The 21482-nt window shown below is 43.8% G+C and carries 24 protein-coding genes; 8 read left to right on the top strand and 16 right to left on the bottom strand.

Features of this window, described 5'->3' with window-relative positions; all coding sequences use genetic code 11:
* The first annotated feature begins 103 nt into the window (after positions 1 to 103).
* Positions 104 to 1174 (top strand): SLC13 family permease, encoded by a 1071-nt coding sequence (locus PAP_RS08410; protein ID WP_048165586.1) that lies wholly within the window; start codon positions 104 to 106, stop codon positions 1172 to 1174.
* Positions 1175 to 1187: 13 nt separating this feature from the next.
* On the opposite strand, the gene PAP_RS08415 is transcribed toward PAP_RS08410, so the two are convergent.
* From PAP_RS08415 to PAP_RS08435, 6 genes are all read right to left on the bottom strand, one after another.
* Complete coding sequence (locus PAP_RS08415) at positions 1188 to 1976, bottom strand: DUF2202 domain-containing protein (RefSeq protein WP_330217305.1); 789 nt, start codon at positions 1974 to 1976, stop codon at positions 1188 to 1190.
* Between the two features lie 79 nt (positions 1977 to 2055).
* Positions 2056 to 3228, bottom strand: coding sequence for a cell wall-binding repeat-containing protein (locus PAP_RS08420; RefSeq protein WP_048165588.1), 1173 nt, complete (start codon positions 3226 to 3228; stop codon positions 2056 to 2058).
* A gap of 327 nt (positions 3229 to 3555) precedes the next feature.
* Entirely contained in the window at positions 3556 to 3741 is a 186-nt protein-coding gene (locus PAP_RS08425; RefSeq protein ID WP_144368014.1) for a hypothetical protein, read from the bottom strand.
* A gap of 37 nt (positions 3742 to 3778) precedes the next feature.
* Positions 3779 to 4447, bottom strand: coding sequence for a DUF4405 domain-containing protein (locus tag PAP_RS08430; protein ID WP_236626982.1), 669 nt, complete (start codon positions 4445 to 4447; stop codon positions 3779 to 3781).
* Positions 4447 to 4602 (bottom strand): hypothetical protein, encoded by a 156-nt coding sequence (locus PAP_RS10295; protein WP_158442510.1) that lies wholly within the window; start codon positions 4600 to 4602, stop codon positions 4447 to 4449. The genes PAP_RS08430 and PAP_RS10295 overlap by 1 nt, the downstream gene beginning before the upstream one ends.
* Positions 4603 to 4743: 141 nt before the next feature.
* A complete protein-coding gene (locus PAP_RS08435) occupies positions 4744 to 5223 on the bottom strand; it encodes a hypothetical protein (RefSeq protein WP_048165591.1) in 480 nt (159 codons plus the stop codon).
* Between the two features lie 113 nt (positions 5224 to 5336).
* Here PAP_RS08435 and PAP_RS08440 point away from each other — a divergent pair, with 113 nt between their 5' ends.
* Both PAP_RS08440 and PAP_RS08445 read left to right on the top strand, forming a co-directional pair.
* Positions 5337 to 6086 (top strand): class I SAM-dependent DNA methyltransferase, encoded by a 750-nt coding sequence (locus PAP_RS08440; RefSeq protein ID WP_048165592.1) that lies wholly within the window; start codon positions 5337 to 5339, stop codon positions 6084 to 6086.
* 11 nt (positions 6087 to 6097) lie between these two features.
* Positions 6098 to 6298, top strand: a complete 201-nt coding sequence (locus PAP_RS08445) for a TIGR04140 family protein (protein WP_048165593.1) — start codon at positions 6098 to 6100, stop codon at positions 6296 to 6298.
* A 3-nt stretch (positions 6299 to 6301) separates the two neighbouring features.
* On the opposite strand, the gene PAP_RS10300 is transcribed toward PAP_RS08445, so the two are convergent.
* On the bottom strand, positions 6302 to 6439 hold the full coding sequence (locus PAP_RS10300; RefSeq protein ID WP_158442511.1) for a hypothetical protein: 138 nt from the start codon (positions 6437 to 6439) through the stop codon (positions 6302 to 6304).
* 1 nt (position 6440) lies between these two features.
* Complete coding sequence (locus PAP_RS08450; protein WP_144368016.1) at positions 6441 to 7493, bottom strand: radical SAM protein; 1053 nt, start codon at positions 7491 to 7493, stop codon at positions 6441 to 6443.
* 276 nt (positions 7494 to 7769) lie between these two features.
* On the opposite strand from PAP_RS08450, the gene for reads away from it, so the two are divergent.
* The gene (gene for / locus PAP_RS08455) at positions 7770 to 9629 is read left to right on the top strand and encodes a tungsten-containing formaldehyde ferredoxin oxidoreductase (RefSeq protein WP_048165595.1); all 1860 of its coding nucleotides are present in this window, start codon (positions 7770 to 7772) and stop codon (positions 9627 to 9629) included.
* Between the two features lie 102 nt (positions 9630 to 9731).
* Positions 9732 to 9962 (top strand): MoaD/ThiS family protein, encoded by a 231-nt coding sequence (locus PAP_RS08460; RefSeq protein WP_048165596.1) that lies wholly within the window; start codon positions 9732 to 9734, stop codon positions 9960 to 9962.
* On the opposite strand, the gene PAP_RS08465 is transcribed toward PAP_RS08460, so the two are convergent.
* The 4 genes from PAP_RS08465 to PAP_RS08480 are packed head-to-tail and all read right to left on the bottom strand — an operon-like array spanning position 9959 to position 13531.
* Complete coding sequence (locus PAP_RS08465; protein ID WP_048165597.1) at positions 9959 to 10699, bottom strand: ABC transporter ATP-binding protein; 741 nt, start codon at positions 10697 to 10699, stop codon at positions 9959 to 9961. The genes PAP_RS08460 and PAP_RS08465 overlap by 4 nt on opposite strands.
* On the bottom strand, positions 10696 to 11742 hold the full coding sequence (locus PAP_RS08470; protein WP_048165598.1) for a FecCD family ABC transporter permease: 1047 nt from the start codon (positions 11740 to 11742) through the stop codon (positions 10696 to 10698). The genes PAP_RS08465 and PAP_RS08470 overlap by 4 nt, the downstream gene beginning before the upstream one ends.
* 9 nt (positions 11743 to 11751) lie before the next feature.
* On the bottom strand, positions 11752 to 12870 hold the full coding sequence (locus PAP_RS08475) for an iron ABC transporter substrate-binding protein (RefSeq protein ID WP_144368017.1): 1119 nt from the start codon (positions 12868 to 12870) through the stop codon (positions 11752 to 11754).
* Positions 12860 to 13531 carry an FmdE family protein gene (locus tag PAP_RS08480; protein ID WP_048165599.1) on the bottom strand — a complete coding sequence of 224 codons (672 nt, stop codon included), beginning with the start codon at positions 13529 to 13531 and terminating at the stop codon, positions 12860 to 12862. The genes PAP_RS08475 and PAP_RS08480 overlap by 11 nt, the downstream gene beginning before the upstream one ends.
* Before the next feature lie 138 nt (positions 13532 to 13669).
* Here PAP_RS08480 and PAP_RS08485 point away from each other — a divergent pair, with 138 nt between their 5' ends.
* Complete coding sequence (locus PAP_RS08485; protein WP_048165600.1) at positions 13670 to 14044, top strand: NifB/NifX family molybdenum-iron cluster-binding protein; 375 nt, start codon at positions 13670 to 13672, stop codon at positions 14042 to 14044.
* Between the two features lie 42 nt (positions 14045 to 14086).
* On the opposite strand, the gene PAP_RS08490 is transcribed toward PAP_RS08485, so the two are convergent.
* Positions 14087 to 16003, bottom strand: coding sequence for a PD40 domain-containing protein (locus PAP_RS08490; RefSeq protein ID WP_048165601.1), 1917 nt, complete (start codon positions 16001 to 16003; stop codon positions 14087 to 14089).
* Between the two features lie 63 nt (positions 16004 to 16066).
* Between PAP_RS08490 and PAP_RS08495 the strand changes: the two genes are divergently transcribed.
* Positions 16067 to 16990 carry a hypothetical protein gene (locus tag PAP_RS08495; protein WP_048165602.1) on the top strand — a complete coding sequence of 308 codons (924 nt, stop codon included), beginning with the start codon at positions 16067 to 16069 and terminating at the stop codon, positions 16988 to 16990.
* Here the strand turns inward: PAP_RS08495 and PAP_RS08500 are convergent.
* Positions 16982 to 17431: an arsenate reductase ArsC gene (locus PAP_RS08500; protein WP_048165603.1), complete on the bottom strand. Its 450-nt coding sequence runs from the start codon at positions 17429 to 17431 to the stop codon at positions 16982 to 16984. The genes PAP_RS08495 and PAP_RS08500 overlap by 9 nt on opposite strands.
* 146 nt (positions 17432 to 17577) lie before the next feature.
* Here PAP_RS08500 and arsB point away from each other — a divergent pair, with 146 nt between their 5' ends.
* The gene (gene arsB / locus PAP_RS08505) at positions 17578 to 18678 is read left to right on the top strand and encodes an ACR3 family arsenite efflux transporter (protein WP_048165604.1); all 1101 of its coding nucleotides are present in this window, start codon (positions 17578 to 17580) and stop codon (positions 18676 to 18678) included.
* Here arsB and PAP_RS08510 read toward each other — a convergent pair.
* Complete coding sequence (locus PAP_RS08510) at positions 18675 to 18986, bottom strand: thioredoxin family protein (protein ID WP_048165605.1); 312 nt, start codon at positions 18984 to 18986, stop codon at positions 18675 to 18677. The two genes, arsB and PAP_RS08510, sit on opposite strands and share 4 nt — an antisense overlap.
* A gap of 10 nt (positions 18987 to 18996) precedes the next feature.
* Positions 18997 to 21402 (bottom strand): heavy metal translocating P-type ATPase, encoded by a 2406-nt coding sequence (locus PAP_RS08515; RefSeq protein WP_048165606.1) that lies wholly within the window; start codon positions 21400 to 21402, stop codon positions 18997 to 18999.
* Positions 21403 to 21482 lie beyond the last annotated feature (80 nt).

Consider the following 21482-nt stretch of genomic DNA (forward strand, 5'->3'; position numbering starts at 1 on the left):
CACCTCTCCATATGTAAGTCTAATATTACATATGCATCAATAGTTTATAAAGTTTTCGGTTAAAGCACAAGGATTAAAAAGCGAGCAGTACTCACCTCGCGCCATGAGAAGCGAAAAAACGCTCACAAGGATGCTCATCGAAGAATGGTTATTCTCCCTATCATTAATTGCACTATTTATAACTTCTTTGTATGCAAAAAGAATACCCTCGTATCCTCTAAACGACTTTAAAGTTGTCTTCACGCTGTTTGTGTTTTTAGTCATAATAAAAGGTTTAGAAAAGAGCGGCTTTCTAAAGGCTTTAGCATCAAGATTTGAAGGAAATCACATTGGAACAAGGCTTATACTTCTAACGGCTGTGCTTTCAATGTTCATAACCAACGATGTGGCCCTCTTAACAGTTGTTCCACTAACGCTTGCGCTGGAGATTGAAAACGTGGAGATGCTGATCATATTGGAAACAATAGCAGCAAATGGAGCCTCAGCGCTCACTCCTTTTGGAAACCCCCAAAACATTTTCATCTATTACCATTACCACGTTCATCCAGCCGAATTTGTCAAAACAATTGCTCCATTCACATTCATGTCCATTGCATTTGTGCTCCTTCTCTCGTGGAAAAACACAAACATTCAGCATTTCAATGCCAATGTGGCTAAACTCCAAGAAAAGGCGTATCTCTATCTAACCTTTTTCTTACTTTTTATAATGGCAGTTTTGAGAATCGTTCCGCTGTTGATTGGCATAATCCCCATAGTCTACGCTTTTATTAAAGACAGAGAAGCTTTGAAGGTAGATTACTTCCTCCTCGGAACGTTCTTAGCGTTCTTTGGATTCACTGACAACATGATGCATATAATCAGTCTCTCACTCGACTCACCTCAAAAAGTTTTTCTTACATCAGCGCTTCTAAGCCAAGTTATAAGCAATGTTCCCTCTACTCTCCTCCTAGCGGACTTCACTGAAAATTGGAGAGCTCTGCTCTGGGGCGTAAGTGTTGGCGGGTATGGCACACTCATAGGGTCTTTAGCAAGCTTAATCTCCTACAGGCTCTACAAAGCGAAATATGGAAACTCAAAAGAGTATTTAGTTAGGTTCCACATTTACAATGTTTTGGCATTTATAGTTGGGATTATCACATGGTTCCTATTCGGCAACTGTTTAGCATGCAAATAAAAAGAGAAAAGCATCAGCCAGAATCCCCAGTCTCGATTGGGCTGTTTATTATCTCCTCATACTCCTCTTTGCTTAAATATTGAGGCTCATAGGTAATACCGTAGTTCTTGAGATTTGATACAAATGACCTTAAGTGGTTCCTTGATCCCTTCATCAAGTTTTCATAGACCGTTATTATGTCCTGCTTATCGGTCTTTGAAATCCATTTTTGTAGGTCCACTATGTCGAGCTCTTCAATCATTGCCCCCACTGTGAGCGCATCTTCAACGCTTTTGCTCCCTTTCTCAACGAGCTGGTTGTAGAGCTCTTGGAGTTCTGGATTGCTGAACTTCCCCACCTCATCAATAACTGGGTCTTCAAGGCCGTATTTATCAATTAAAAGCTTCACTGTATCCATATGTGTTTGCTCACTCTTAGCTATGTTATTGAATATCGGCAAATCCCATTTCTCGTAGAGTGTTAAGTAAACATCCCTCGCTAATTTCTCTTCTTCACGCATCCAAAGGATCCCTTGCTTTTCTTCATCCGTTAATGGAGACATGGGAACTGAGTCAATGTAATCTTTGAGCGTCTGCACATCTATGGAAGTGCTACCATTTGCTCCAACGGATATTGCTATTGGCCCTTTTCCTTCGGGGGGACCTCTTTGTCCCTGAGTTGTAGAAGTCGTTGATGTTTCTTGAGTCTGACTTATACACCCCGCGGCAATACCCACCAATACTACCCCAATAATGGCAAAAACAAGTGCCGTTTTCATGGCACCATTCCCCAAGAGAATATTTTCAAAAGGATTAATAAACATTATGTTTGAATTTAGTGAGTTGATTATATCATCTGCTTATTTTAGCCTTAGGAATGCTAAAAATAAGCTAGAAAAAAGATCAAGGCTTTCCTTTTTTGCCTATAGGGGCTGGCTTATTCTCTCTCATCATTTCCTTTCCGTTCATGTAGCACGTCTTGACCTCATTCCTTAGCTTTACCATTAGCTCCTGGGCCAAGTCGTAGTCGCCGTTTTTAATCGCTGCCCTAACTTGTTCCATTATTTGAATAGCGACTGTTACGTTTACACCAACTCTCTCCATTACCCTTATCTGTGCTTCAACTCTAACGAGCTCTCTTTCAAGTTTCATCTTTGTGTTATCCATTAATTGCTTCCTCATATCTTCTCCAGCGAGCTTGATTATAACATCTGTCTTTGATTTTGCGGCTATTGCCAAACCATATGCTGAGCCATACTTTTCATTGCCGTATGCCTCCTTTGCATCCTCAAGCTGCTTCTCTGCTATTGCCAAAAGGGTCTCCACTGCAGGATTTGTAGTATTTTGGGCGAGTTCTTTGGCTAGGGCTATTTTCTCCTCCGCCAAGTTTATTGCCTCAAGCGCTCTCTCCGCAGTCATGTTAACTTGAACTCTCGTGCAGTTGCACTCAGGCTTTTCTTCAAGCTGCTCTCTAACTCTAAGCATTGTCTTGTTCATGTAAGGTGTCTCTATCATAGTGAACTCCTGCACCTTAACTTTTAACTGCTTAATAGTCCTTGTAATGTTCGTGTTTTGATTTACAAAGACCATCATAGCCCTCCCTTGAATCGCCAGCTCCAGAGCTTTTTGTATTCCCATTGTGTCGTTGCCAACGGCTAAGATCACCTTGTTCTGCAGTTGAAGGTTGAACTTTAGTGTGACGTTGTTTATAACTGCTATATTCGTCTCGTACCTGTTCTCTCCCCACCATCTCTCGACTGTTATGCCTATGTTTTGCAAGTCTTCAACGTATTCCTCGGGTACGGCGACAGGTCCACCTAGGATTATCACTTCATCTGGCGCGTGGCTTATTATATCAGCAGTTATGTTTGGGTCGTAAACTCCCCACGGTGTTTTTACAACGACAACATCGGTTAAGTTTGAAATGTAGTCAGCTAAGGCACAATCCGCTTCGTTGTCGCTTACTAATATTATCACGTTTATATCAACGTTGGTGCTCTCGGCTTTGATGAGAGGCACTCCACTCGCTAAAACTAAAAGCCCGAACATTATTGCCAGGGCTTTTTTCCACACCATATCTAATCACCTCACTTTATTCTTATGAAAAACTCTTATTTAAGTTTTTTTCACGAAATCGTCAACAAAAATTCACGTTTGTTCAAATTAGGGAAAATACGCAGGAGATCTTGACTCCTTATGTTTAATCACGTTCGTGAGGGTTTATCTTTGTTTAATTATACTTTTCTTTGCTTTAAATATTAAATGGGCACCTACTAGGGCTTAACAGCAGATTAGAACTGCTCCGAGTGTGTGTTGCTCACAATTTCGCTGGGACAGCCATTCAAAGCTAAGCAAATGGAAGTAAGGGAGCACATGATAAAGCCGCTAAGCCTTTTCATGATCCTACACCTCTTCTAGTATTTTGTTTATTTCTTCACTCTCATTCCTGAGCTCCTGAGCCACAGCGCTTATCTCTTTCATTTCATCAGCTATAGCATCCAAATTCTTCTTCATGAGGTATACTGATACCGTCATTATTACGAGCAGCACTGCCCAAAAAGCCACGATTAAATAGTCAGTCCTTGTCATCTCACCATAAAAAGTTGGGAAGTAAGGGCCGGGCACCTCAGCCGCCCTCCTTTACTTTAATTATTGCTTCAGCCAGCATGTCCTTAAACACCTCTCTATCAAGTTCATTCTTAATCTCTATGCTCTCCAATAGCTCATCTGCTTGGGCCTCAATACCATAGTCCTCATTAAGAACCCGTATGAGCTCATCCACAGGGACATCGTAGAGCTGGGCAATCTGCTCTAAAGTGTAGCTCTTCAACATGCTCCCGGTAATTTCAATGGTGGTGTTGTCGTAGCTCACCGTGGTGTTGGTATCCTCATAAGTAATCTCGGAGGTGTCCTCTTCTCCCTCTATTGAGTTCCATGTGTAAGCCACCGCTCCTCCAATGAGCACCATCACGACGAGGATTAGCCCTAATGTGGCCTTCACATTTATCGACTTGGTCTTCCTATCCCTGATCATGGCTTTAACTTGATTTACAAGGGGAGCTAAGTTTACCACTATGTGAATCCCTACTAAAGGAACCATTGCAATTCCAAAGTATATGTGCAAAGCGTCCCATAATGCTCTGCTGATTCCTAAGAACGTCCATCCTGTCACTTCCGCAATCCTACCGCTTGGAGCGAAGTATAATGCAATTCCCGAAAGTGCTGCTACAATAAAGTCAATCGTCAGCAAAACATCGATTGTGGGTCTAACCCACCTCGGCAACTTCATGGCCATCACCCACAATCAGCTTTCAAACATTCTGCTTCCTCGTTTTTGTAATATTCCTTGAAATATGCCCCAACTATAAAAAACATAACCACAAAGAACAATACCACTAAAGTAAATCCTCCTATGAGCACGAACTCTGGTCTTACAAATCCTTCCATCATTCCTTATCCCTCCAGTCTACAGGAACTGCCGAAGCGACATTTTTCACACTATCCCCATTATCTACAATTAGTAAAAGCAACATTTTAATTTTATTCCAAATTTTCACTTTCACCACCTCAAAAAAGAAAAAAGTGGAAGGTTCAGGCCATCCTGAAAAAGCCTACTATTTGATCACCGTAGCTTAGGAATACTTTAATGCCGTTGACTGTCTCGTAGGCCTTGTAGATGCTGAGCTCGCTTAGGTCATAGTCACCGACTATCTTGCCGACGTAGTCGCCATCGTAGACGAGTTTTTGAACTGTAATTCCCCTTGGGTTTGTAAACTCTTCAACGCTGAGCTGGCTCAAGTACTCTTGCACTTCACCGCTGTCAACGTCAACTTCTTCCAAGTACTGACCGTTTACTCCAAGTCCCATGTATTGGCCCCTCTCCTCAGCTCTCATTCCATGACCATGGCCCTTCATAGCCATAGCCTGAGCTCCAGCTTGCATATCCTCTTGGGCATAAAGCATTGCATCAGGGTTTGGCCCTGGCTCTCCTTGATACGCTGCCACTACCCCAAACACTAGGCCAAAGAGGCCCAACATTAACAACCCAATTCCTAATATTTTCTTTCTCATGTTCCTTCACCTCTCCATATGTAAGTTCAATATTACATATGCATCAATAGTTTATAAGCTTTTCGGTTCAAAAAAGCTAAAAGGAGAAACGCATAACAAGAGGAGGGATGCTTATGAGAATCTACAAAAACTTTGCATATTTCTATGTAAAGGGTCGTTATTCTCGATTTAGCGAAAAAATGGCCGAAATACTCCCCACAATACTTGAAAAGTTTGATGCAAAACCGCAGAAGATTTTAGATATAGCCTGTGGAGAAGGCACATTTGCAGTTGAAATGGCCAAAAGAGGTTTTCAAATTGTTGGTGTGGACATTTCCAGAGAAATGTTAAAGTTTGCTAAAGAAAAAGCCAAAAAAGAAAATGTGAATGTGAAGTTTATTTGTCAAGATATGCGCTCTCTGAATTTTGATGAGGAATTTGACTTAGTTACCTGTTGGTTTGACAGCCTAAACTACTTGCTGACTTTAGAAGATTTGGAAAAAGCCTTTGCTGGAGTATACAGAGCACTCAAGAAAGGAGGACTTTTCATTTTTGACATGAATACAAAATATGGCTTAGCAGTTGGATGGACACGTTATCCGTGTTATATCGAACAGGATACTCCAGATCTTTTTGAAATCCACTGTGCAAGTTACGATTTTGAAAAAGATATAGCCACCCTAAAAATTACTGGATTTATTAAAGAAGGGGAAAGATGGATCAGAATCGATGAAGAACATAAAGAACGGGGTTACACCATAAGGGAGATTAGAGAATGCTTAAGAAAGGCAGGCTTTAAAGAGCTCGCCTGTTGGGGAAGTATAAAAGACATGAGTGAGCCTCAACCAGACACCCGTAGGGTATTCTTCGTTGTTCAAAAATAAGGTGTGGGAGCATGATAAAGGAGATTTTAACTGCGATTCCACCTAATGAGCTCATGGAGATCTTGAAGAAAGCAAATGTCAATTTGAATGCTCTAATTGAGGAAAGTGAGCCCTTCCACGGCATGCCCAGGTGGAAAGTAACCTTAGAGGGCAGTGAGGAAGAAATTGAAAAGTTCATGGAAGTCCTTAGACTGGCAAGAGCCGGGGGTTGATGGTTATTTTTCTCTCAACATCCTTCTCTCCAAGTATCGCTCAAGCAAAGCTTTAACTGTAAAGAGGAGCAAAAATAGAAGTACTAACATTAGCACATTTCTATACGAAACTCCTCCAGGGACTGGTATCGGGGCTACCATGTCATCCCACCATGGTGTTTTTCAATTCGAACTCCCTCACAAGCTCGGCAGCTTTGAGCATTTCCTCATAAGTCAAAGCTCTGTTTAATTCTTTGTACTCTCTCGCTTTATAATCTGGGTGGTACTGAAACATGACGTTTACCCTAACTTCTTTTCCCAGATTCTTGCTTATCCACTCCAAGATAGGCCTTGTGCAGCATTCTAAATGGTCTGGAATAATAAGGTGTCTTATCAAAAACTCTGCATTATAGTGGTTCTTCGCTAAGAGAAAGTTCCTCGTTATAATTTCCCAATATTTTGGAGCTTTTGAATACCTCAATGCACAATCGTTATTTCCCCACTTAAAATCCCCGAGATAAACGTCAACCACTCCATCCAAAAGTTTCATTGCTTTCTCGCTCATATACATGTTGGAATTCCACACTACGGGAATTGGCACTTTGACATGGCGGAGTGCCTGAAGGATGAAGGGCAGGTTTGGAGTAGGTTCGCCTCCAACGAAGTTCACATTTTTAGCTCCCCTTGCATAGGCAACCATTATCTTATTTGCCAGCTCTTTAGGGGTATGGTGAACTCCAACGCGGTGCTGGCTTATGTCCCAGTTCTGGCAGAAAACACAGCGGAAGTTGCACCCGCTGAAGAAAATCGTATAAGAAGGGACTAGTTCAGGTTCTTCACCTAAGTGCAAGAAATCGCTTGCAATTAAGCTCTCTTTAACACGACAGTAGCCAATGCTCTCTTTTCTATTTACATGACATTTAACCTCACAGAGCTCACACTTCTCGAGGATTCTATCCGCTATTAGTGCTTTCAAGTCAAGGAGGCTCTTTTTGGGAGCTTCGCTGAAGTCATCATTTCTAAGCTTCTCCATGCCCTCTTCATGGGCCTCCCAAAGCTCCTCAAGAGAAGCATTCTCATCAAAGTTGACTTCAACTTTTCGTGCATAAAAGAAGTTCGGCTTTTCATCTCCCTTGATGATTGAGAAGTAGTGGGGCAAAGCCTGTTTGGCTTTTTTAATCTCTTCAATATCAACACGCTTGAACCACATAGGCATCAATAGAAATTAGGTTATCTCCTAAAAATCGTTTTTGGCTTGGCATCATTGCAACGGACCGTTCAGATATTGTTCGATTTTGAGCATTAGGGACTGTAAACTATTCGCCATGCCCATTTTAAATCATTAAATCCTTCGAAAATTTTTGATAAACAGAAAAACTTATTTGGGCAAATCTCGTTAAATGATAGTGTTTTCGCAAATTAGGAGGGTTAAAACGTTTTGTGAACTCAAAGCTTTTATAGAATTTCATCTCTATGAAATACGGTGGTTTCTATGAAAGGCTGGTGGGGAAGAATTTTAAGAGTCGACTTAACTAACAACAAAGTTTGGGTGCAGGAGTATTCTCCCGATGTAGCACAGCTCTTCATCGGTGGTAGGGGTTTAGCTGCGAAGATTCTATGGGATGAAGCAAAGGGTGTTGATCCATTAGGCCCAGATAACAAGCTCATATTTGCTGCTGGTCCATTCAACGGACTTCCAACCCCAAGCGGTGGTAAATTAGTTGTTGCCGCTAAGAGCCCACTCACCGGCGGTTATGGTGATGGTAACCTTGGTACAATGGCTACTGTTCACTTAAGGAAAGCCGGTTACGATGCCATCGTTGTTGAGGGTCAAGCTAAGAAGCCCGTCTATCTTTATATCGAGAATGATAACGTTAGCATTTTGAGCGCCGATGGTCTTTGGGGCCTCGATACCTTTGAAACCGAGCGCAAATTAAAGGAAATACACGGTAAAAACGTCGGTATTTTAAGCATAGGACCGGGTGGAGAGAATCTAGTTAGATACGCCGTTGTTATGTCTCAAGAGGGAAGAGCTGCGGGAAGGCCCGGTATGGGTGCGGTAATGGGAAGTAAAAAGCTCAAAGCCGTCGTAATTAGAGGAACGAAGGAAATCCCAGTTGCAGATAAGAAGAAGCTTATGGAGCTCTCAAAGGAGGCTTATGATAAGATTCAATCCTCCCCAGCATACGGCTTCTGGCACAGACAAGGGACAATGGCTGCTGTTGAGTGGACAAACGAGAACAGTGCTTTACCAACGTGCAACTTTAAAGATGGAACATTTGAGTTCGCAAGGAGCATAGATGGATACACCATGGAGGGAATGAAGGTAAAGCAGAGGGGATGTCCCTATTGTAACATGCCCTGTGGAAACGTCGTCCTCGACGCTGAAGGTGGAGAGAGCGAGCTCGACTACGAGAACGTTGCACTTCTCGGCTCAAACCTCGGAATTGGAAAGCTCAATGAAGTTTCCGTCCTCAACAGGCTCGCCGACATGTACGGCCTCGACACAATCTCTCTCGGTGTCTCCATAAGCTTCGTGATGGAAGCTGTTGAGAGGGGACTCCTCAAAGAAGGCCCAACCTTCGGAGACTTCAAAGGAGCGAGACAGCTCGTCGAGGATATTGCTCACAGGAGGGGAGAGCTTGGCAATTTTGCCGCTGAAGGTGTCATGAGAATGGCCCAAAAACTCGGCGATGACAGCTTCGCCATGCACGCCAAGGGACTTGAGGTCAGCGGTTACAACAGCTACATATATCCAGCTATGGCCTTGGCATTTGCCACCAGCTCCATCGGTGCCCACCACAAGGAGGCATGGGTTATAGCATGGGAAATTGGAAGCGCGCCGATTGAGGGTGAGCAGACCAAGAAGGTTGAGTACAAGATTACCTACGACCCAGAGAAAGCAGCAAAGGTCATAGAGCTCCAGCGCCTCAGGGGTGGTCTCTTCGAGATGCTCACCGCTTGTAGGCTACCATGGGTTGAAGTGGGATTAAGCCTTGACTACTATCCAAAGCTCCTAGAGGCAATAACAGGCGTCAAATACACATGGGACGACCTCTATAAAGCAGCTGATAGAGTTTACGCCCTCATAAGGGCTTACTGGATTAGGGAGTTCAACGGCGAATGGGACAGGAAGAAGGACTATCCACCGAAGAGGTGGTTCATCGAGGGTCTTAAGAGCGGAAAGTACAAGGGAATGCACCTCGAAGAGGACAAATACGACGCTTTGCTCAGCGAGTATTATAAGCTCAGGGGCTGGGATGAGAGAGGTATTCCAAAGAAGGAGACACTTAAGGAGCTCAGCTTAGAGGACGTTGTCCCGGAGCTTGAGAAAGTTACGAAGCTCGAATGAGCTTTTTGCCCTTTTGTTTCTCCTTTTCATTGCCGTATTTGAACTCAAAGGAAACCCAATAAATTTTTAGTATAAGACTAAATCACTAATGGGGTGGTGGAAATGGTCAAAATCAAGCTTATGGGGCTCATGGCACACCTGGCTAAGGCACGCGAGCTGGAAGTCAAGCTCGATGGGCCAAAAACAGTTGATGAGCTTTTGAGGGAGGTTATACCGCGCTACGACGAGCTACACGATAAGATAATCCTCGTCAACGGCGTGTCGGCCAAAGGGAATTATGTCTTAAAGGACGACGATGAAGTAAAGGTGATGCCTGTCTTGAGCGGAGGTTAAATTGGGACGACGACGGGAATACCCCTAACGTGTTCTATGTGGGCATCTACCCCATAAACCTCTTTTATGAGCCCAGGTGTTATCACTTCCCTCCCGCCGCTGGCTATTATTTCACCGTTTTTCATCACCAAGAACTTGTCCGCATACCTCAAAGCTAGGTTAACGTCGTGCATTACCACTATTGATATAACTCCTTTCTCCTTTGAGATTTGCCTGACCAGCCTCATTACCTCGTGCTGGCTCTTCAAGTCAAGGTTATTTGTGGGCTCATCCAAGAGCAGGACTTTAGGTTCCTGAGCGAGGGCTCTCGCTATCACAACTTTTTGAAGCTCCCCACCACTTATCTTGTTGGTCATCTTTAGGGCAATCCGCTTAAGCCCCATAAGGCCGAGTACTTCCTCAACTATCTGTAAGTCCCTCTCATTGGGCCTTAGTCCCATATGGGGTTTTCTTCCTAAGAGCACAGCATCGAAGACTGTCATAAAGTTCCCACCGCTCTTTTGGGGCACGTAACCAAAAACTTTGGCAACGTCTCCCCCAACTGTCTTCCCATCGACAAGAACAACTCCTCTTTTAGGCTTTAAAATGGCGTTTATACACCTCAAGAGCGTGGACTTCCCAGCACCATTAGGACCGAGAACAGCGACAACATCTCCAGCCTCTGCCTCAAAGGTTATGCCCTTCAGCACGGCCGAGCCGTTGTATGAAAACTCCACGCCATCGACTCTTAGCTTCATGCTCTCCCCTCCATCTTCACGAGGAGGTAAACAAAGAGTGGAGCTCCTAGGAAAGAGGTTATCACACCAACGGGGAGTATCATGGGAGCAATTATCGTCCTAGCCAAAGTATCTGACAGCAAGAGCAAAAGCGCTCCCAAAAGAGCTGAGCTCGGCAGTAAAAACCTGTAGTCACTCCCAATTATAAGCCTAACGAGATGAGGGCATATGAGGCCAACGAAGCCTATTATTCCAACAAAGGCTACACTCACAGCTGTTATAAGCGAAGCTAGCAGCGTCCCAAAGAGCCTAACTCTCTCCACACTAACTCCAAGGGACTTAGCAACTTCATCTCCAGCCTCGAGGGCGTTGTAGTCCCATCCCTTGAAGAAGAAGTAGAGCAGTGAGGGGACGAGTGTTAGGGCTATAAGAAGGAGTTCCTCCCAAACGGCTCTTCCCAAGTCGCCAAAACTCCAGTAGACCATTGCCGCTAGTTGAAGCTCATCAGCAAAGTACTGGACGAGGGTTGTCGATGCAATAAAGAGCGAGCTCATAGCTACACCAGCCAAAATCATCGCCTCTGGACTTAGCCCTTTAAGCTTGGCGAGCGTTAGGACAACCGCAACAGCTAATAGAGAGCCTAAAAATGCAAAAACAACAACCACATTAGGGTCAACTATAACAATTCTGCCACTGCTCTCGGCACTTCCAGCACCAAGAAGGATAGCTAACGAAGCACCAAACATTGCACCGTGAGAGATGCCCATAGTGAATGGGCTCGCCAGGGGATTCCTAAGCAAAACTTGCATAACAGCGCCCGAGATGGCCAAACCAGCACCAACGAGTAAAGCTGCGATAGCTCTCGGGAGGCGCACATTCCAGACAACTACACTCGCTTTCGAGGAATCCATGCCCAACATAGCTCTAACGACAGAGCCAAAGGGAATTTTATATGAGCCCACACTTAGAGAAAAAACAAATGACAAGAATAGAAGAAAAAGTAAAATAGTCCCAAAGACTGCTTTCCTCTTTACATAGCTAGAGTAGCTGTGGGTTATGTTCATGCTACCACCCTAAGGTGAAGTGGGCAAGGAATACTCAACACTGCCATTCTCAAGGTCAATCTTTCCAAAGCCTCCGAACTGTTTGATCAGCTCATTATAAACAGGCTTTCCGACGAGGAATGTGTATATCTCATCGGCCTTTTCAGCTGGATCCACGTCTTCAAAGCGCTCTGGATAGAGCACTTTACCTATAAAGTACGCATCAGCGAGGGCAGTGCCTATGTTGGTGGTGTAAAAGTTGTAGGGCAGTATACCGTAGACATTGCCATTTTTAAAGGCCCTAAGTGAGTTGTAGAACTCCTTGTTCTTCGAGTAGTCATCCTTTACCAGCGAAAGTCCTCCATCATCAATGAAAATTACCTCTGGATCCCACTCTAAGAGCTTCTCCTTGTCTATGAACTTGTGCCCATCTCCAAGCTTGTCGGCAACGTTCTTAGCATGAACAACAACAAATGGCGGGTACTTTGCCTCAGTGCTCTCGATGCCATGAGCCCCTTTATAGCCTATTCCGCCGACGTAAACGGTTGGGCTCTCTACACCCTCCGTCCTCTTTATCAAGTCCTCTTGAGCATTTTTAATGAACGCTATTACTTCCTCAGCCCTCTCTTCCTTTTTAAGTATTTTACCTGCGAGTCTGAGCGAGTTAAAGAGCTCTTCATCGTCAAAAGTAGCCAATTGACCGTAGCTCAAGACCACAACTGGAATACCCGTTTTCTCTTGGATTTCGTCTGCAGTCTTTGCGTCAACATAAGTCATAAAGATAACATCGGGCTTGAGCTCTATCAATGCCTCTAAATTGGGGAGCTTTCCGGGACCGCCAGGCCCTATTGAGGGTAAATTTCTAAGTTCGGGGTGAGCTATTGCGTAAGGCCTACCATAAGGATAGTTCTTTTCAAAGTCCTCAACTCCAACCACCATACCGCTCGCGTTGAGATACACAATTAGCCTTAAGGCACCGGGCCCAGCACACACTACTTTTTCAACGCTCTTAGGGAGTTCAACGCTCCTCCCCAACGCATCTACGACGCTCAGCGAAGTGTTAACCTGTGTACTTTCGTTGATGCACCCGCTTAAAGAAGCCACTACGAGGAAGACGCTGAGCAGGGCAAAGAGCTTTTTAAGCTCCACCTTGACCACCCTCCACTATACCCCTGCCTACAACTGCATAGTACTTTTCACCCGCACATTTGAGGCAGTAGGGCTTTTCATTAATATACACAACACGCGTGGCCATAGCGAGTTCGCCGCACCTAGAACAGCGAATACTCTCAAATATTGGGGCCTGTTCGATTGGCTCCACCTCAACTCTCTCAATTTTAAATGCCTCCTTCGGCAATTCGAGCATTTTATATGCCAACTCTTCCCATAGCTCAGCCATTCTTTTTCTATCTTCCTCAGTCCCTTCTCTCCTCTTAATCACCTTGTCAAAGAGCTCGTGCGCTTCCTTGGGGAAGTACTTAGTGCGGATTTTTTCAGAGTCGACGTAAATCCTGACTCCCTCCCACGTGCCACGCTTAACGAGGGTAAATGCGTTCTTGCCTAGGTCAACATAAATCAGCGAATTGTTCCCTAAAGTGCATCCAGTAGCAGCTTGGACACCATCTGTAAAACAGTTGTTTGTCTCCACGATAGCCAAAAGTCCCTCGTCAACGCTCTCTTTTAGGCCAGCCTTCCCAACACCAAGTTCTTCCATAGCTATAAGCGAAGCTTTAACTCCTAAAGCAAGATATGGACAAACATGCCCGTGAAGCTTCTTAGCAAACTCTAGCAATGACTTTGGATCTTCCATTTGTATCACCACTTTAAAAAACCGTAGCACATTTTATAATAATTTTTTCAATCTAGTGTTATTAACCAAAGGTTTAGAAAAATGTGCATATGCACAAGATTTATATGAAGTGGTGTTCATGTTATACTGGTGATAGCTGTGAGAATTGCGATTCCATCAAAGGATAATAAGGGCTTAGAAAGCGAAGTTAGTGAGCACTTTGGAAGGGCAAAGTACTTCACCTTCGTAGATATCGAGGGGAATGAAATCAAAGGTGCGAAAGTTGTTGAAGTGCCCTTTGATGAACACCAGCCAGGAGATTTACCAAACTTCATAAAAGAACACGGTGGGCAGGTGGTTTTAGCCTACGGCATGGGACATAGAGCCGTTCAATACTTCAACTCCCTCGGAATAGAAGTCGTCACAGGTGCATATGGAAGAGTTAAAGACATCGTCGAGGCTTTTATTCATCAAGTGCTCGAAGTTGATGAAAATTGGAGAGAAAAAGGGGACTTTGGAAAGCACGAGCATTAAAGTTTCTTCAAAATTTCTTTGCTGCTTTTTTCCACTTAAGAACTACTTTTTATAAGCTACATAGATATCTGCCTCTATGATTTTCATATCTTTTGTGACATAATGATGCACAAAATATAAGTTCCCCTGCGCATCCAGCACCGGCTCCCCAGCAAAGTTAGAGACTATTTCTTCTGGCTCACTCCACCCATCTTTTGTTTTCAAAGATCTAAATATTGCAGGGCCGGGATATCCAAGCCGACTTTGCCCGGTGAACCATAATTCATTGCCATCTGGAGTTATGAAAGGCTGATCCTCATTAAGTTCACTATTTATATTCGGGACCTTCCTCGGATTCACCCATGACCCGTTTACATAATCCATCATGCATATGTCCCCACCACATCCATAATACATCGTCTTCCCGTCTGGACTGATACACAGCTCCCCCACATCATAGACGGCATTCAAAAGCTCTCCTGCATTCTTAACATCCGTCCATCTTCCATTTCTAAATTTTGCTGTATATATGTCAACTTCTCCATAATTTCCGCGCCTAACAGAGGCGAACCACATGGTGTCGTTTAAAATAAAAACTGCCCCATCGAGGGATTCACTGCTCCCCAATACAATCCTCATGGGTTTGCTCCATTTTCCATTGATTTTCTTTGACCACCATATGCCAGTAACACCATCAATGAGCTGTTTTTGTGGAGGTACATTGACATCCGGAGTGAAGAAAAAGTAGAGATTCTTTCCATCTGGTGTCACAAATGGAGAATCCTCCGCTCCGGCTGTGTTTATTGGCCCCTCTAAAGGCACAGGTTTGCTCCACTCGTCAGAATGGAGGATGGGTGGGAATACATCCATTTCTGGCATTATTTTAATGGCATTTTTAGGAATAGTATCTTCCCGAATTGTCGGCATCGCCCTCTTTCCTAGCCGTGATATGCTCACCCAAACATTATAAGCTAGCTTTTCTTTACCGTCTCTGGTTATAAGGCCAAGATGGTCATTTTCATTCAAATCATGGAGCCATGCCCAGCCGAGGAGGTGCAGATTGACACCCTGCTCTTTGGTGAGGCGACCCGTCACTTCGAGTATAAAATCAGTTTGCCCCTGTTCACCTCCAAATGCCTCAATTGATGGCCATCCAATCTCAATCAAACCAACGGGTTTTCCCGGCATGTATTTGAGCGCGCGGGAGTAGTAGTCATCCGGGATATCGCGGGGGCGGTTTATGCCCCTGACAGCATAAGGATAGCTCGTAAAGACGAGGAGATCCATCTTATCAGGATTAAAAAGTGAAAGAACTTCAAGATTCGCTTCTCGATTTTCAGATACAATCTCTCGAGCAAATGTACAGAAAACTTTGGTCTCAGGTGATAGCTCTTTTACAGCATCGTATATCTCCTCATAAAGGCTAACATAGTGCTGAAAGCCATTAGGATCTCCCTCTTTAGCTCCATATTTTTCATACCATCTATTAACTTCATTGCCCAAAGAGAGATAAAGCGGCCTTGAGATTTTTACTACATCGAGGACGGCCTTTTTATATGCCTCCCTCCACTTGGGGTCGCTGAGAGTTGCATTTTTCATATTTGGAGGTGTTATGAGCGTTATGTTTGGTCCTATAAATGAAACATGGATAACCGGAAACATGCCGTTTTTTCTTATGTAGCCCTCCACAAACGTTTGCCCCCACTCTCCAGAGAGTTCACTTGCAAGGAAATAAAATGGAGTGGGCCTCCCCCATACAGGGGAAAACTCGACATACTCAGCTGCCTGTGAGTATGCTTCCTCAAAAGTTTGTCCTTTTGCAGGAGTTGGGAGAACTCCCATGAAAAATCCTCTCTCGGGAAGTTCCGGAGAGTCTGCAGGCGTTATTATTTGCTCTGCGGGTGGGGTTTTATTAACACAGCCAGAAAGAGGAATTAAAAATATCATGACCATAATAAAGGCAGGTAAAATTCTCCTCATTTTTTCACCTTCCTTTAATTTCGCGGCAATAATGTATAAATATCTTGCCCGGCATTTTAGTGTATGGATAGGAAAATTAAGTCCGCGTTAACCCTTTCGCTGTTGTCGCCCTTCTTCGGTGAAGTTATGAGTGGATCAACTCCACCTCTGGAAATCATAAATCCATTCAGCTTCCTCTTTTTATGGGCTTTTTATGGAGGAGGCGTCCTTTTAGTGAGGGAGCTTTGGGTGAGATGGGGAAGGGGTTATTTACGCTTAATGCTTCTTGGTTTGAGTTATGGCATAATTGAGGAGGGGCTAGCGGTTAAGTCTTTCTTTGACCCCCAATGGGCGGACTTAGGGGTTCTAGCAACTTACGGCAGAGTTTTTGGAGTCAACTTGGTCTGGGCAGTCTGGCTATCTATTTTTCACGCTATTTTCAGCATATCCGTTCCAATATTGCTAATTGATATATTCTATTCAGAGCTCAAAGAAATGCCCCTATTAGGAAAGAAGGGATTAAAAATAACGCTTGTGGCATTTATATCAGCTCTGCTGATCACATTCTTTTTATTAAATCGCTATCCTCCCCCACCAGTCCAATACTCCATTGCTTTTTTGATTACAGTTCTTTTAGTCCTTAAAACAAAGACTCTAAGGACTGCTCCTCCCAAGTTAATGTCAGCCTTTACGCTGAAGCACCCTATGAGTTACGGCACTCTTTTCACACTCTCGCTTTTCATACTCTACATGTTCATTCCAAATACATCAGTCCCCTTTGTGATCCCAGTAACTTTAGGTCCACTGTTTACAGTTCATTTATATTCCCAAATGGAAAAACTACCCGCTCTCGGCAGATTTGCCCTAGTTATCGGTATTCTAAGCCCTTTCCTGCTTTTCTACGATATGATCCTCGAGCTCAATAATATATTTGGAATGTCTGCAGTAGGAGTAGGAACTTTTATAGTGCTTCTCTGGAAGTACCGAAGAATGAAAAGCCTAAGCTAAAGAAAAGAACCCTCTCGTGATTATATCTTCTCTGCTCTTTCCAGCCTCCAAATCCTCTATCAACTTCAAAACTTTTCTCTTTATTTCGTCTCTGACTTCTCTGTATTTCTCTATTGGTTTCCCATAGGGATCCTCTAAGCCCCAGTCCCATGTCTTCTCCGGCGGAGCATAGGGACACTTGTCTAGGCAGCCCATAGTTATGACAATGTAGGCTTTATCGGCCATTTCTTCAGTGTAAAGCTTTGGATACTGTTCATTTAAAAGTATTCCAACCTCTTCCATAACTTGCTCGGCTAATGGATCTATGTGTTCAGCGGGTTCAGTCCCTGCACTCATAGCTTTGAACTCGGGATTCTTATTAAAGTAGTTAAAGAATGCCTCCGCCATTTGGCTCCTCGCGGAGTTTTTAACGCAAACGAAGAGGATTAGCTTTTCTCTCATTTTACCACCCACAAAGGGTTAAAGATGATGTTTAAAGAAGTTTCTCACATAGAAAATTGAGAATACAGATGAAAATTTTCATCTTTCTTTTCACTTTTGGTTTAAGAAAATCTTATTAGTTGTAACACGTTTTCATATGAACAGTGATGAAAATGAAGAAGGGATTAAGCTTCTTTGAAAAGTATCTCTCACTTTGGGTTGCGCTGTGCATACTCGGTGGAATACTCCTCGGAAAGCTTGCACCAACTATCCCTCTAGTACTCTCAAAGTTCACGATTGCTCAAGTGAACATCCCAATAGCGATCTTAATTTGGTTCATGATATATCCAATGATGGTTAAGATAGACTTCTCGGCGATTAAGAGAGCACCCAAGAACCATCTTTTTAAAGGATTGGTAGTTACTTGGGTCGTTAACTGGTTAATCAAACCGTTCACTATGTTTCTATTTGCGTCATTGTTTATAGGCATGGTTTTCTCCCAAAAGCTCGGCTTAATAGAGCCAAGCTTAGCGAAGGAGTACATCGCTGGAGCCATATTGCTTGGCGCGGCACCCTGTACGGCAATGGTCTTCGTTTGGAGCTACTTGGCCGATGGAGATCCTCTCTACACACTCATCCAAGTTGCAACGAATGATTTAATAATTCTCTTCGCATTTACTCCAATTGTGGGTGTTTTAATGGGCTTAAATAATATTCCAGTTCCTTACGACACGCTCTTGCTTTCAGTCTTTTTATTTGTAGTCATCCCACTTACTGCTGGCTATCTCTCAAGGCGCTATATCTTGAGGGCTAGGGGTTACGAATGGTTTGAGAAAGAGTTTCTTCCAAAGCTAAGCGCAATTTCAATAATTGGATTGCTACTGACTTTAATTCTATTGTTCTCCTTCCAGGGAGAGATAATCCTCAGGAACCCGCTTCACATTCTTTTAATTGCAATTCCCCTAACAATCCAAACATACTTTATATTTGCCATAGCCTACGGATGGTCATGGTTTTGGAAGCTTCCGCACAAAATTGCTGCACCGGCTTCATTTATCGGCGCGAGCAACTTCTTTGAGCTTGCAGTAGCAGTAGCAATAGCTCTCTTTGGTCTTGAGAGCGGAGCCGCGTTAGCAACGGTAGTTGGTGTTCTAGAAGAAGTTCCAATAATGCTGAGCTTAGTGTGGATAGCGAACAAAACAAGAAGTCTTTTCACAACAAAAATTGAAATGGAAAAGAGCACTACAGGGGGAGAACCAAAGCTTTAGCCTTTCAATAGCTGTTTTATCCTCTCCTCTACTTCCTCCTTTCTCCTAATTAAGTTCTGCCTGTCAACTTCTCTGCCTTCCTTTAGATAAACCAATGTTGGAACATTTAGGATGTCAAACTTCTGGATGAGTGCTAAGTGCTTATTTATATCGACTTCCCAGAACTCCACGTTTTCATACTCCTCGCTCAGCTCATGCATGAAGGGCTCAATCATTCTGCATGGAGGACAGCCAGGAGAGGAAAACCAAAGGAGGGCATATTTTGCCCTCTCAACTTTTTCAAAGTCTCCATCAAACTCTCTAATCATCTTGACCGCCTCAAATCTTGGCTTTCTTCAAGAGCAGCGAGTTCGTTACGACGCTTACACTGCTCAATGACATTGCCCCAGCTGCCCACTCGGGCCTGAACTGAATCCCAAGGAGGATGTACGCTAATCCTGCAGCTATTGGAATTAGGATTATGTTATAAATCATCGCCCAGAAGAAGTTCTGCTTAATCTTTGAGAGCGTCTTTTGGCTGAGCTTTATTGCTTTAACGACGTCTCTTATGTCGTTCCTCATGAGGACTATTTCTCCGCTCTCCATAGCTATGTCGGTTCCAGAGCTTACCGCTATACCTATGTCTGCTTGAGCTAAAGCAGGGGCGTCGTTAATTCCATCTCCAACGAAGATGACCACTTCTCCCTTTTCTTGGAGCTTTCTAACCTCATTAGCCTTATCTTGAGGCAGGACTTCAGCTAAGACATAGTCAACTCCTAATTGCTTTGCTATTGCATTCGCAGTCCTCTTATTGTCTCCAGTAATCATGCCTACTTTCTTGCCCATTTTGTGCAGTTCCTCAATAGCTTCCTTTGCATGCTCCTTTATTGTGTCCGCAATTCCGATGACGCCGACTATCTCGCCGTCTATAGCTATTATTATAGCCGTTTTCGCCTCATCTTCGAGCTTGTGGAGCGTCTTTTCAATGCGCTCTATTGAGTATCCGTTCTCTCTTAACAGCTTTCTATTCCCCGCTAGGACTTCCCTTCCACGCACCTTAGCCTTAACACCTTTTCCAGTAATTGCCTCAAACTGTTCAGGCTCTTCCAACTCCAAGCCAAGCTCTTGGGCTTTTCTAACGATTGCTTCTCCCAAGGGGTGCTCTGAGCGCTTTTCAGCAGATGCTACCAATTCTAATAGCTCCTTCTCGTCTATGCCAAAAGTCACTACATCCGTAACCTCTGGCTTTCCTTTCGTTAGGGTTCCTGTCTTGTCAAAGAGCACTACTGTAGCCTTTCTCGCTATCTCAAGCACTTCACCGTTCTTAATTAAAATTCCCATCTCAGCCCCTTTGCCCATTCCCACGGTTAGGGCCGTTGGAGTTGCCAGTCCGAAGGCACATGGGCATGCTATCACTAAGACGCTGATCAGCGTGGTGAATGCAAAGATAAGCGGCTGCTTTGCTATGAATCCCCAATACGCAAAGGAGATTAGGGCGATTGTTAAGACTACTGGAATGAAGTACGTTACTACCTTATCGGCTATCCTCTGTATCGGTGGTCTTGTGTTCTGGGCTTCCTCAACGAGCTTAATTATTTGGGCTAAAACCGTATCTCCTCCAACTCTTTTTGCCTCAATCTTTAAGACGGAGTTCTTGTTTATGGTTCCGCCGATTACCTCATCGCCTTCCCTCTTTAAGTTTGGAATCGGCTCTCCTGTAATCATTGACTCGTCAACGTAGCTCTCCCCTTCAAGCACTATACCATCAACGGGTATCTTTTCTCCAGGCTTGACAATCACAATGTCTCCAACTTTAACCTGGCTTACAGGTATCTCAATTTCCTTTCCATCCCTGATTACAGTTGCTTTCTTGGCCTGCAGACCCATAAGCTTCTTAATTGCCTCGCTCGTCCTTCCCTTTGCTACGTGCTCCAAATACCTGCCCAAAAGCAAGAATGCCAATAAGAGCACACTCGCTTCATAGAAATTGTACTCTCTGGGCAAAATACCAACTGTTGCAAGCACGCTAGCAATGTACGCTGAGCCTACACCCATTGAGTACATCACGTCCATGTTGAGCGTCTTATGTCTCAAAGACCTAACGGCTTTTAGGAACATTTCTTTTCCCGAGTACGCTATGACTGGCGTCGCTAAGGCAAACTGTATCCAGAGCATGTACGGAATCTCAAAGTCAAAGCCCAAAAGCCATCTGTAAGTCATTAGAGTTATTATTCCCCCGAACGTCCAAGCGACGATAAGCTTCCTTTTCATGTCCTTTAGGTGCCTTTCTCTTGCTTCTTTTTCTATGTCAATGCTCTCCTCGCCTTCGACGCCCAAGAATTTATAGCCAAACTCCTCTATAGTCCTTTGAATGTCTTCCATATCAACTAGGGTTGGGTCGTAGCTGACGGTTGCCTTCTCAGTGGCAAGGTTTACTTTAACATCCAGTACTCCTGGCAGCTCCTTTAATGCAACTTCTATCGTTTTTACACATGATGCACAGGTCATGCCGCCGATTTTAATTATTGCATCCCTTTTTTCTCTAACGACGCCGTAGCCAACGCTTTCTATCGCCTTAATGATCTGGGTTATGCTAATTTTTGACTCATCAAATTTAATGTAAGCACTTTCTGTCGCCAAATTCACTTTAGCATCCTTTACGCCATTCAACTCTTTGAGAGCGACTTCTATGGTTTTAGCACATGAAGCGCAGCTCATTCCGGTAATTTTAATATTCACTTCCATGAGGACTCACCTCTGTTATGTATTCTGTTAAGGAGGATTATTGAAGTTATTTTTTGACAAAATGTAAAGCTGTACAGGAA

The sequence above is a fragment of the Palaeococcus pacificus DY20341 genome, from assembly GCF_000725425.1.
Taxonomy (GTDB): Archaea; Methanobacteriota_B; Thermococci; order Thermococcales; family Thermococcaceae; genus Palaeococcus; species Palaeococcus pacificus.